We start from the raw sequence: 13,045 nt of genomic DNA on the forward strand, positions 1-13,045 counted from the left end.
CATTGAAGAAAACATTGACAACAGAACAGACAAGTATGGTCAGCTAATATCAGGCTAATTTTCTGATAAAAGATGATTCAACATTTGTTCGTGTCTATTCAAAAAATTCTTTGTGACACTGTAGTGTTCAGTATCTTGATAGCTCACAGTGTCAATTCCATTTTCTGAAAAGTGATATATCTTCGCATTCGGATATGCCAGTAAGATAGGTGAATGTGTCGCGATTATGAATTGCGAGTCATCTTTGACCAAATCATGAATTGCCGTTAAAGCTGCCAATTGTCTTGTTGGTGAGAGTGCAGCTTCCGGCTCATCCATTATATACAACCCTTTTCCTTTTAGTTTCGTAGTCAAGGTCGCCATAAATGATTCACCATGGGACTGTTCGTGTAGCGACTTGTTTGAATAGGTTGTGTAGTATCCAGTTTCATCCATCAGCGTGGCTAAATTGTAAAAACTTTCTGCCCTTAGAAAATATCCATTTCGGGGATGTTTGAAACTCTTTATTGTTTTAAGGCATTGATGAAGATTTGAATGCGAGCGCCTTGTAGAAAAGGTCGAATGCTTCGTACCTCCTTCAGCGTTAAACCCTAATGCAACTGCAATGGCTTCGATCAAAGTTGACTTACCAGTACCATTTTCACCTATAAAGAAGGTGACATTAGGGTGAAATCTTAGTGAAGTTAAGGTCTGGACGGCAGGTATGCTATATGGATAGATATCGAAAGAATCGATACCATCCCTTTTAAGTTGGATTTCGCGCAAATACGGTAGGTCTTCAATGGTCATTTCGAATTCAACTAAGCCTATTGCTACTTTGTTATTCTGATTAACCAGACTTCAGTTCTGGGTATTCATCGAATATTGGGTTCACTATGTTCAGTGGCATGCCCCCATCAATAATGCCACTAAACTTCGATAGTTTTTAAAATCCTTGTCAGTGCATCTCCCGAACCAGACTAACGGACTGATCAAGTCTGCCGCAAATTCGATATTAAATCAGCTATTTGAGAAGCCATTTATTTATCCATGCTATTCACAGTCATCGTCTTCTTCCATGCACCCTTGAACACATTTGTGGAAACGACTTGTATAACTATCACCAGTGTATCCACCACCGGGACGGTGCGGATTTTCTTCAAGAATTTTACTACATTTGGCACGACAGCGGGCGGCTTTCTCCCCGAAGCCATCAGTCGCATCATCATTCAAGGCGTCATATAATAGTGACCCAAGGCTGGCACCAGTGCCAGCTTGAATACCGTAATTTATCCCTGCACCAATGCGACCACCAAACCAATATGCACCGCGTACTGCTGGATGTGCAAGTATCTCACCTGTTGGGTCGGTATGTTCTTACCCATCCGTACAGGTGATTCAAACCATTGACGTACCCATAGTCAGGGATAGCTAAGCCAATTTGCGTGGCGATTCGCCTTTGCGGATCACTAAAGTCCAGTAGGATGCCACGGGGATCGCTTTGAATATGCCGTCCAATATTGGGGTCATAGTCCCGGAAGTAGTTGTAATAATGCGCAGTTTCAACGCCCTTGAATAGCTAATCTCAATCTGCGCCACTGGCATATTGTTGAGATAGATATAATCGACCTGGTTTTAGATCTCATTGCCATCAGCAGCGATATTGGTCTCCGCCAGGTATTGGCCACTCAGATCATAGTGCAGCAGGTTATCTTCTGTTTTATCTGTGTGTACTCGCTGGCCAAGGGCATTGTAATAATAGGTACCCTTAAGGGTGCGATCTTCGCTATAGGTTTTAAGGCGATTGGCATGATTACAGGTATACTGCTTGGCACCCTCAGCCATGCTAATCGTGCTGCCCACCTCATCGGTCACCCAGGTCTCACTACCTTTGCTGATCAGTCGGTTGGAGCTGGCTTCATAGCTATAAACAGTACTGCTCTCAATATCACCGGTGCTGGTAGCGTCCTGCTGGGTGCGATTGCCCACCGAGTTGCAGTAATAGCTGTTTTCGCCCTCGACATAGCCTTCATCCGTAAGCCGGTTTAACTTATCGTAGATAAATCTCCGGTCCTTGGCGTTATCCAGGTTATCCGCTATACAGGTGATATTGTTGGCTAAGTCATAGGTATAAAACTCAGAGCGAACATTACCGATCCCCGAGGCACTTACAGTTTCCAGTCCGCCATCCAGGTCGTAGCTATAGCTCTGGCTGATACCATTGCCGTAATCCATAGAACTAATACCGCCGAAAGGCTCACAATTTTGGATACCCAGAATTAGCTAGCCAAAAATCTACCAGATACCGACTCGCAAACACAGATTTTGGGATTGCTAGTTTTGTGAAAAAAACTAGAAGGGAAAGACAACTAAGGGATAAAGCGAACTTTAAGAAACGACAAAGCCCGGCGCTGCTGAGCTTTGTCGTTTAGTGGTTAAGAAGAAGCCTACCCTTTATTCAATTCGCAACGTAGCTGCACAAAAGACCCTATTTTATTTCAACTCTACAATCATTCGGCGCCCAGGATCCCCCCCTTAAAATTATTCCCGGAATTCCAAGTAAGTTATAGCAGACTGAATTGCCCCACCATACAAAAAAGAAAAAGCGCCCCACGCTAGAACCTGCCCCCAAAGAAAACCTGCTTGGTACTGACTAAGTATCGCCGCAATAAAACCAGGTAGAAATATAGCCTCTAAAATAACACTCGCTATAAAACTTACGCCCCACCCGCCGAAAACAGCCAAACAAATTCCGCAAACCAAGTTTAACTTAAGTCTAACTATAAGAGCAGCAAGCAACACAACACCCAATGACTGAAGCAACAATAAATAGGACTCACTATACTTAAATTTAAGTTGGGATTAGCCATAACCATACTACGCTAGCGGTTACGAATACTGACAAGATTCGCCTTATAAAAGCTCGATCATTTAACAGTTGCACCTTCAAAGTTCTCCGAAAGATTTCCTGGAAGCCAAGTCTGACCATCTAGGCGATTGAAAACTTTCGACTTATTAAGAACGTCTGATGTATTCATGGAGCAAGTTAACCCAACGGCCGTAGAACGTTGTATAAATATTGCTTCCGGAAATTCATCAAAACAACAAAGAAAAAAGTCTAAACGTCACATACATTGACACAACAAAGGGATCACGACAATATACTGTATATGAAAATATATTAAATTTGTTTCCACAACCATACCCCGATGCTCACAGAACTCTCTTGATGCAACACCCTACTATCACTGCATCACTCATTGTGTACGCAGGGCATTCCTTTGCGGGAAAGATGCTCAGCCAGGGAACACTATGAGCATCGCCCCAGTGGATTGAGGCCAGAATGCAAAAACTGGCTGGCAGTTTCGCCCTTGATATCGCAGTCTATGCAGCAATGAGTAATAACTATCATATTGTGCTCTATATTGACTCAAATACATCCAAAACTTGGCCCGACACTGAAGTCATTCATCTCTGGCGGGAGCTTTTTAATACTCCCATACTGGCTCAACACTATGTTCAGAGGTACACCCTTAATCACGGTGAGATGGAAAAGCTCAAGGAACTTATTGCTCTCTGGAGAGAAAGCTTGATAGATATCAGCTGGTTTATGCGCTGCTTAAATGAATCTGTCGCTCGCCAGGCCAATGCGAAAGATAACTGCACAGGCCGCTTTTAGGAAGGATGCTTTAAATCCCAGGCCTTGCTAGATGAGAGAGCTCTCACTGCCTGCATGGCCCATGTCGATCTCAATCCTATCCGAGCCAAAATAGCAAAAACCCCGAAAGATTCTAGCTATACTTCCATTCAGCAACGTATTCATGCAGCAATCTGAGGTGAGCAGCCCAAAGAGCTGCTCTCGTTTGTTGGCGATGAGCGACTAAACATGCCTAAAGGACTTCCCATTCGGCTGGATCACTATTTAGAGCCAGTGGACCGGAATGGTAAAATTTAGATTCCAGAAAGCGCGATTCCATTTCTGAGAACGCTCCCCCAATACTCGAACGACTGGGTATACCATCAAAACATTGGCTTTATCTCAGTCACAACTTTAAAAACCGCCTCAAAGGCTTAGCTGGATCAGCAGAGACCGTACGAAAAGTCTGCAAACAGCTCAGTAACACCGGGGGTACGGCATCCGCGATTGCCCGCGCTACTTTTCTGTAGCACCCTACTGATTATTCCCTCCTTAGCTACCTTAACTCCTCTTGGTTTTTACCTTAATAAATGCAAAGGCTAATTGTTAATTTTCTCATTACGCCTTTGTATCAATTAAAGAAAAAGCAGACATTATGGGGGCCTTTATGGATGTCCGCGATGTTAAGGGTTCGAGGTAATTTCTGGATGTTTAGTATTTAGTGTACTCTGTTGGAACCATATTACCAAAACCACCGTACGCTGGGCTCTCAGTAAAGATTAACAAGCTCAAATAACCCTGCGTAAACTCCGAAAGAGAGATAGAAAGTCGAACACTGCTGCCTTTCTTTGCAGCACTGGGAGTAAAAAAGCTAGAAAATCACTTCCGCAAACCGCTTACAGGAACTCCAACCCAAATTATAGCCTTTTCGGATTGAAGCCCCTTCAGGTAAAAAATAAAAGAGAGATTTAATTAATAAATATAGACAGCACCCGCAGCATCTGCATCATTTATGTCCTGATCAGCTCCTGAACCCTGCTCCTCAGAAGCACCAACTACCAATGTGTTTCCATCACCACTTATAGCAATTGAAGTCCCAAAGTAATCTCCCGCATCAGTATTTTTCGCTTTCAGGTAAGCGCTCTCAACCCATTGTCCATCCATTTTCTTGTAGAGATAAGCAGCACCTGCATTCGCTGCCGAATTATCACTGGCATCAGCATCGAAGCCTTTGCCAGCGCTGCTCTCCTGAGACCCTACCGCAAGTAGTGAGCCATCAGTATTAAGACTAATAGCCGAACCAAAGACATCACCTTCATCAGTGTTACTCGCTTTCAGATATTCATCCTGAAACCAAGCATCTCCATCGTGGGAAAACAAATAGACAGCACCATTGTTATAGCCGCTAAGGTCATCGGGATCTTGTGAGGCTCCTGCCTGGAGCGTTGCGCTCACCGCAAGTAGGGTACCATCGCCACTAAAGCTTACATCCCAACCAAAGCGATCCCCTATATTTGCATTACCTGCAGTAAGTAACTGCTCCTGAACCCAACCGTCACTATTGGAAAATATATAAGCAGCTCCTTTGGCTCCGTTTCCACCAATAGCGCCAACTGCCAAAATGGAACCATCATCACTCAAGCTCACGGATGAGCCAAAGTCCATACCTGCATTGCTATCACTTGCCTTCAAGAAGGCTTCCTGATTCCACTCAACCCCGGAGTACTGGAATATATACACCGCACCGGAATCGAGAGCATAATCATTATCAAAGCCGGCACTGATACCAGTAACACTGCTATCTTCAGATGGGGCTGCTACTGCCAAGGTTGTTCCATTACCACTTAGACTCAACGCCCGCCCAAAAAAATCATAGTAGCCATGATTATCTGCTCTTAGTTTAGCGCTGTGAGTCCACTCCAAATTCTCACGAGTAAATATATGAACTGCTCCAGCTGAAAAATTGTCATCCTCACCATTTTCTTTATAAGCACCTACAGCCAAAGTATTCCCGTCACCACTGACACTAACTGCAGATCCAAATGCAGCTCCACTTTCCACTACTGAAGCTTTTAAAACATCTCGGTAAACCCACCCATCCTCACCATAGTCAAAAATATATACAGCTCCCGATCCGCTAGCTGCATTATTGAATTCACTTAGCTCATTACTATCTTCACCTGTAGCACCAACAGCTATGACAGAGCCATCATCACTAACCGCAACAGACCAACCAAACTGATCGCCGGCATCAGTATTACCAGACTTAAAATAACCAATACTTTCGAACACTTCTTCATCAATCGATATTTCTCTTGAATCCAGGCAGGCTATATCATCACAGGTTTGCAATATATAACGAGCGTTCAGTCGCTCAAATACAGGCACCTTGATTTCCACAACTTCAGAGCCTACAGAAATTGGGTCACTAACCACCTCATAGCCAGACTGGCCATCCTTGTTCTCAAGAAGCTGATAATAAGTAGCACCATCAATATCTGACCATTCAAAAGTGAAAACTTTTGCGGAATCAAAATATAGATAGGGGATCGCCGCTTCTGAAAATGCTGGTGTGGCAACAGTATCATCTGCCCCCCCATCGGATGAACCACCCCCACATGCACTTAGAAATAAACTGCATGCAACAATGACCGGTATATTAATAAATCTCACAACATCCCTCCCCAAGGATACAATTTTTTCGCGCGCACCCTATCAAACTTCAACAAAAAGCAAAACCATAAAAGGTTAAAGCGAAAGACGGAGGAGACAACACTAGAAGACAGTCGCAACAGCTAATGTCTAAGCTTCATATAAAACATCACTTTTGAATTGGCATACTTGTACCGACTACACTTCTTACACCTATTGGTTACTGGCAACTGTCGGGTATCAGGTAAAATGACTCACTCAAGGGGTAGATTTGGCAGGATACAGTATTGCTTTCAATCAAATAAAGACAGAAAAGGAGTAAAAAAAGACGCCTTTCTGATAAAAATATACCAGAGCAAAGGAAATAGAAGTGGGGTGAACCTGATTAGATAAAGCTGCTTTTTGGCGTTGAATGTCAAACTTGTTCCCCCCAAGCCCCAAATATCAGAACCTGGAGGAAAAAACAATAAAAGGCTATTTAGCTTCCTAAAGTTGCCCCACCATCAACAACAATATCTTGCATGGTGATATGCGCAGCCATATCCGAGGCTAGAAACATAACAGTATTTGCTATATCAGAAGTACTCGCGATCTTTTTTAAGGGGATACCCAGCTTATATCCTTCTGGATTACCGGCAACAGTAGCAGCCTCACTGCCTTCACTTCCCCACAGTTCACGCAGCATCTCAGTATCTGTAGATCCTGGCGAAACTAAATTACAACGGACGCCATATTCTGCTAGCTCAAGAGCTACGCAATGGCTCAGTCCAACCAGGGCAGATTTTGATGCGCAGTATGCCGTCATTCCCAGTCTTGGAACATGGGCTGCATTAGAGGCTACATTTACAATAGCCCCTTTACCCTGATTTTTGAAATGGAGCGCCAGCTCTTTTATCAAACTAAAGGGGCCTGTCACATTTACTGATAAGCAATCATGCCAATCGGAAAGTGTCAGTTCGGATATACCTCCAATCCGTAGAATACCCGCTGCATTAACTAGAATATCCGGGCCCAGGTTATCAGTAAGTAATCCCTTACAAACCTGAGTAATCTGATCTGAATTTGAAAGATCCAAAGGGACAGTCTCATATCCATACTCAGCCTCTGGAAATTTAATATCGAAACCAAATACAGCAGCACCATTTTTACAAAATAAATCCGCTATGGTCGCTCCAATTCCCCTACCGGCACCGGTAACCCAAACCCTCTTCCCTGAAAAATTCATATGTCCACTACTCTTTTAATTCAGGGTATTTACCCTGAATCAGCTTCCACCACCCATTGAGTGAGGGGGCAACAGCCAGCTCTTCGAATATCATTTGGACTCCGAGCTTTTGCCAATCAGTAATCAAGCCCATTAGCTGGGCCGAGTCCAGCCCATAATCAATGAGATTTTCATCTGCATCAAATTGGTCAGGCTCTTCATCAATCAGCTCCAGCAATTGCTCCTTGAGAAAAGACCAGGTTAACTTATCCTTTGATGAAACCCCGAGAGATACGACATCATCTGTTGCAATGACACTTCCGCAACGATTAGCTACATATTTAAGTGCCATAAGATGCTCTTCTTCAGAGAAATCACCAACAGCATCAGCCACCATGAATGGCTGAACATCTCGCATAAAAGCATCCAATGCTGTGGTTAAACAGCCGATATGCGCATATATACCGCATATCAAGAGTTGATCCCTTCCTTTCTCTGCAAGAATTTCCTGAAGCTCAGATCGGTAAAAAGCACTATATCGCCACTTAACCAATACAATATCATCTTCATCTGGCGTCAAAGCAGGCACTACTTTTTGCAAGCTGGGGTCAGCTTTGGTAAGTCCTGGCCCCCACATATCGTTTAGCAATGCGCGATCTTTATCGCTTTGCTCAGTGGGTTGAGCCGTATAAATTACCGGTACCTGATGCTTTTTAGCCCAAGCCCGCACCGCAACAATATTGTTTTCTATATTGCGGACCAACTCGCTTCCTTCACCAAAAAAGCGGACGAAATACTCCTGCATATCATGAATAAGCAAAGCACTTCTGGAGGGGTCAATCTTCCAGCCCACCTTATTTTGGGGGAGAGAATCAATCGTGGGTAGACTATAGTTATCCAGTAATGGAATTGACATAAATATTAAGACCTTAAATCTTTGGAGCGGCTATACTTTCAAGCAGTTCTTTGCGCAAAATTTTCTTGTCTATTTTTCCTACCGGAGTAAGCGGCAAAGTCTGCACAAATTTAAATTTATCTGGCAGCTTGAATTGAGCTACCCCGAGCTCTCGCAAGTACTTTCTCAGAGTTACAGGGCGCAAGCTATCATCACTTGACACTAAAAAAGCACAACTTTTCTCGCCCAGTAAATCATCCGGCATTGCTACCAAGGCCGCTTGAGTAATGGATGCATGACGTAACAAAAGACTTTCTATCTCTTCAGCCGCTATCTTTTCTCCACCGCGATTGATTTGATCCTTTTGCCGACCCACTACTTTCAAGTATCCACGGTCATCACGCTGCACCAGGTCCCCGGTGCGGTAAAAACCCTCACTGTCAAAAGCTTTTTTGTTATGCTCCGGGCTGTTGTAGTAACCGCGTATTGTGTATGGGCCTCGAGTAACCAGCATACCGGTCTCTCCGGCAGGAACCGCATCTCCGTTCTCGTCAATGACCCGGACTTCATCATCAGGGCACATGGGGCATCCCTGGGTGCAAAAAGCCAAAGCAGTATCATCATCCAAGCGGGTATAGTTAACCAAACCCTCAGCCATACCAAATACTTGTTGCAGTTGGCATCCTAGCTCTTCCGGCACTCTGCGAGCGACACTTTCAGCAAAATTTGCTCCACCCACCTGTATTAGAGAAAGCGTGGTCAACTTTTCACTGTGCTGCGGGGCAGCTTTAAGCCAAAGTGAAACCGCCGGAGGTACCAGTGCCACCATATTAACTTCGTGCTTTGCTATCAGCGCAAAACAATTTAATGGCTCTGGATCAGAAGCTGTTATTACGGTGCCGCCGCTATCAAACACCCCAAGAGAACCTGGTGAGCTTAATGAAAAGTTATGTCCAGCGGGAAGTGCGCATAAATACCGGGTCTGAGGACTCAGATCGCATATCTCTGCACTTCTACGAACGCTGTATAAATAGTCATTATGGGTGCGGGGAATGAGCTTTGGTGTACCGGTACTGCCACCCGAAAGCTGAAAAAAAGCAACTTCTCCAGGAGGAGTTGGCTCTAATTCCCCATTAGGTTCCGTTATATTTATACTAGCATCAAGTGAATCGGCAGAGTTATCCTTTCCCCACAACAATACATGATTTACAGAGGAAGTTTTCTGCTTTAGCTCTTCTATAAAAGCAACATCAGAAAATAACGTGTGGGAGGCCGAGGCGATAATAAGAGTAGGGTGAAGCTGATCAGCATAAGCCAATAGCTCCAAGCGCTGATGACTGTACAGCGCATTGACCGGAACGACACCTGCTTTTAACAGTCCAAAGAATACAATATAAAATTCAGCAATATTCGGTAGCTGGACCAAGGCCGTATCGTAAGGTTTAACCCCTTTGATTTCAGGGAGCGAGCCAGGTTATCAGAAAGCTGATCTAATTGGGCATATGAGAAATGTCGACCACCACAAATAATTGCTGTGGCATTAGCATCTCTTTCACAAGACACTCTCAAGATATCCGTTAGCGGCTTATCCTCCCAATAGCCAAGATCCCGATAACGGCGAGTCTCCGACTCTGGCCAGGGCGTAAATTCAATACTCATTAAAGTGCTTCCTGCTGTGTAATTCCCAGAGCATTGAGCATTGTGCCCAACTTCGCACCAGTTTCCAGCCACTCCGATTCAGGGCAGGAGTCCTCAACAATACCCGCCCCAGCAAATAATTGAACATGATTGCCGTTAACCGTGCCACAGCGAATAGTAACTACCCACTCACCATTACCTTCAGCATCACACCACCCCACCATTCCAGTGAAAACACCTCTTTCAAAAGACTCCACTAAGCGGATTAAATTACGAGCATCTTTTGTGGGAAAGCCACAAACAGCAGGCGTTGGATGCAGTTGACAAGCAAGTTCCAAAGCAGAAATTTCAGGGTCTTTCAGCTGACCGTGGATGAGAGTCGATAAATGCCACATAGCCGGGGTGCTTATAAGTGCAGGAGCAGCAGGGATATCGAGCGAGCTACAAAACGGTGTGAGTACCTGGCGAATTTCATCAATGACCAATTTATGCTCGTAGCTGTCCTTTGCAGAAGTAAGTAGCGATTCACTTACAGCTTTATCTTTCTCCAGATCATTCTGCCGTTTAGCTGAACCGGCTAAGGGATTGGAAGTCAGTTCGCTTCCTACTTTTCGTACTAACAACTCAGGACTTGAACCGATAAGCTCCTGATCTCCCTCAATGGGGACCCGAAAATGATAACCGGAGGGATTCTGCACAATTAATCTTGAAAGAATTTCATCAACAGAAACTTTATCAGCCAACTCTACGTTTAGTACCCTGGACAGTACGGCTTTACGTAATTCGCTGTGTTGGAAATTAGCAATCGCCTGCTCCACCGATTGCTTAAAGCGCCACTCGCTGGGAACGCTTTGCATCTTTTCTACCCGGGGGACAGACGTGCACTTTCCTTCAAGGGCTGAAACCATTTCTCTGCGATCAAAAAACTCACAGTCGGCAGGAATAAACAAGCGAGACTGCTGGCTGAGGTCGAAAGGAACTGCACCAATTACAACAGGGTTGCAGATTCCCGCCTCTCTCGCTTTGGCAAGAGCCCCCTGCACCGACTCGTGAAATAGCTGGCTACCTCCACTCGCTCCCGGTATCACCGGCTGGTTGATCTCTGCAAAAACTCCCTTGCCCCGCAAGCTTCTGTAAGAGGAGGAAAACAAAAAATCAGCGGAATTGGAAATAGGCGATCGTCCAGATTCCATGTCCTGAGTCGGGAAGAGCATAAACGGACACTCCATTGAACATGCAAATGAGAATGACTATCATTATAATTCACACCCAGAAGCATTTGTCAATTGGTGTACTCAATATTTGAGAAGTATCTGCAAGAAAGGCAGCGAGGGAGGCGTCACACGAGCTAAGAAGCTAGGCAAACGTTTAAATGTGCGAGACAAAAAAACAAGAGTGATCTAAAAAATAAATTTTTATTTATTTCAGTTGTAGCCACCCAGGCAGATTTTCTCTGTTTTTCAGTAACCTCTTGCAATTTCCGTCACACTTAATTGCCGTCAAACCATGCAACTAAATAAAATTTTCCTTGCTGAGTTTTTGAATTGCCCCACACAAGACGCGAATGATAATAATTTCTATTTACACCAGCCATCCTCTTGCGGTAGCCTGTTGGCAAGTTATTACTACTTCTTGAAAAGTAGAATTAAGCACATGACTTTTCATAAAACTCATGGAAAGTCCAACCATTAAAAACGGGAATGCCATGACCGCTGTCATGCTCTCAAATTTGTTGCGTATTACTCAATCCAGTGTTTCTGAGATTGGCAGCGCGCTTTGGTGGTCGGAGATGGAAAGGCAGGGGCTACCGCTTGTTAATAAAAATCCCTCGAATAAAGAAAATTTAATTCTGACATTTTTGTGGAGAGATCCAGATGGTAGCGAATCTCACTCACCGATCAAACAAGTTTATATCGATATAAATTGTGTAACGAACCACCATACATTTTCACCGCCCTCCCTAGAACGGTTACCAAATACAGATGTGTGGTATTGGCAAGTAGAGATCGAAAAATCCTGGAGGGGTAGCTATCGCTTAATTCCAACTACAGAAAAATGGATCGGCTCCAACTGGGAAAAAGCACTTCAACCCAACGACGATTCCCGGAAAATGCAAAGACATTGGTGGCGCAACCTGCTTAAAGCAGCCATACCCGACCCGCTGAATCGACAAGCACCGAGTGTCGGTTCGTGGAACAAAAAGTTTTCTGCAATTCATTTGCCAGGACTTATGGAGCAAAGTCTATGGCAAAAATTCGATCTAAAACCTGAGTCTTCAGAGTCGGAAAATAAAAATTCTTCCGGCGTGGGAGAAGTGTGCTGGCAAAGTTCCATCCTGGGAATTAGCCGCAGGGTCTGGACCTACGCATGTGGCAAAGCATCTGATCCTGAGAAGCGCCCACTTGTAATTCTATTGGATGGTGATCGATGGGCAAAAGAAATGCCTATTTTCTCAGTTTTGAAGGAACAGACACAATCCGGACATTTACCTGCGGCACTCTATTTATTAATTGATTCAGTCAGCGGGAAACAGCGAGAGAAAGATCTTACTTGTAGTGAGGACTTTTGGCTGGCAATTCAGAAAGAACTGATCCCCCAGATTAAAGAAGAGCTACCTCATACTGAAAATCCAGCGCATACAATTGTTACTGGACAAAGCTATGGTGGACTAGCTGCGATGTTTGCAGGATTAAAGTGGCCCGCAAGATTTGGCTGTGTATTAAGCCAATCAGGCTCCTTCTGGTGGCCAAACAATAAACTCATGGGTAAAGATAATAACAGCGCTGACAAAGGCTGGCTCACAGAGCAGATCTTATCGGAAACCTACCAGCCAGCCAGACTGAAGATTTTTCAGCAGGTGGGCACTCGGGAATTTTCCTTAATCAGAGTAAATGACCAGCTGAATAAAGTCCTAAATAGTAAAAGCTTTGATGTTAAGTACCAGAAATTTGTCGGCGGACACGATACTCTGTGTTGGCGTGAGGGACTAATCACGGGTCTTTCATATTTATTACAAAATTTCAGTTATCAGGATTAAAGT

General features: G+C 44.3%; 9 protein-coding genes. 2 read left to right on the forward strand and 7 right to left on the reverse strand.

What is annotated here, in order from left to right:
• Positions 1-54 precede the first annotated feature (54 nt).
• A complete protein-coding gene (locus P0078_RS05640; RefSeq protein WP_282933493.1) occupies positions 55-789 on the reverse strand; it encodes an AAA family ATPase in 735 nt (244 codons plus the stop codon).
• Between the two features lie 825 nt (positions 790-1,614).
• Complete coding sequence (locus tag P0078_RS05645; RefSeq protein ID WP_282933494.1) at positions 1,615-2,214, reverse strand: hypothetical protein; 600 nt, start codon at positions 2,212-2,214, stop codon at positions 1,615-1,617.
• A 1,108-nt stretch (positions 2,215-3,322) separates the two neighbouring features.
• On the opposite strand from P0078_RS05645, the gene P0078_RS05650 reads away from it, so the two are divergent.
• Entirely contained in the window at positions 3,323-3,658 is a 336-nt protein-coding gene (locus P0078_RS05650; protein ID WP_282933495.1) for a hypothetical protein, read from the forward strand.
• 930 nt (positions 3,659-4,588) lie between these two features.
• Here P0078_RS05650 and P0078_RS05655 read toward each other — a convergent pair.
• From P0078_RS05655 to P0078_RS05675, 5 genes are all read right to left on the reverse strand, one after another.
• Positions 4,589-6,289: an FG-GAP repeat protein gene (locus P0078_RS05655; protein ID WP_282933496.1), complete on the reverse strand. Its 1,701-nt coding sequence runs from the start codon at positions 6,287-6,289 to the stop codon at positions 4,589-4,591.
• 457 nt (positions 6,290-6,746) lie between these two features.
• Positions 6,747-7,493 (reverse strand): 2,3-dihydro-2,3-dihydroxybenzoate dehydrogenase, encoded by a 747-nt coding sequence (gene dhbA / locus P0078_RS05660; RefSeq protein ID WP_282933497.1) that lies wholly within the window; start codon positions 7,491-7,493, stop codon positions 6,747-6,749.
• A 7-nt stretch (positions 7,494-7,500) separates the two neighbouring features.
• Positions 7,501-8,388 carry an isochorismatase family protein gene (locus P0078_RS05665; protein ID WP_282933498.1) on the reverse strand — a complete coding sequence of 296 codons (888 nt, stop codon included), beginning with the start codon at positions 8,386-8,388 and terminating at the stop codon, positions 7,501-7,503.
• A 13-nt stretch (positions 8,389-8,401) separates the two neighbouring features.
• Positions 8,402-9,793 (reverse strand): (2,3-dihydroxybenzoyl)adenylate synthase, encoded by a 1,392-nt coding sequence (locus P0078_RS05670; RefSeq protein ID WP_282933499.1) that lies wholly within the window; start codon positions 9,791-9,793, stop codon positions 8,402-8,404.
• A gap of 232 nt (positions 9,794-10,025) precedes the next feature.
• On the reverse strand, positions 10,026-11,219 hold the full coding sequence (locus P0078_RS05675) for an isochorismate synthase (RefSeq protein ID WP_282933500.1): 1,194 nt from the start codon (positions 11,217-11,219) through the stop codon (positions 10,026-10,028).
• A gap of 491 nt (positions 11,220-11,710) precedes the next feature.
• On the opposite strand from P0078_RS05675, the gene fes reads away from it, so the two are divergent.
• On the forward strand, positions 11,711-13,042 hold the full coding sequence (gene fes, locus P0078_RS05680; RefSeq protein WP_282933501.1) for an enterochelin esterase: 1,332 nt from the start codon (positions 11,711-11,713) through the stop codon (positions 13,040-13,042).
• Positions 13,043-13,045 lie beyond the last annotated feature (3 nt).

This window comes from Microbulbifer sp. VAAF005 (genome assembly GCF_030012985.1).
Classification (GTDB): domain Bacteria; phylum Pseudomonadota; class Gammaproteobacteria; order Pseudomonadales; family Cellvibrionaceae; genus Microbulbifer.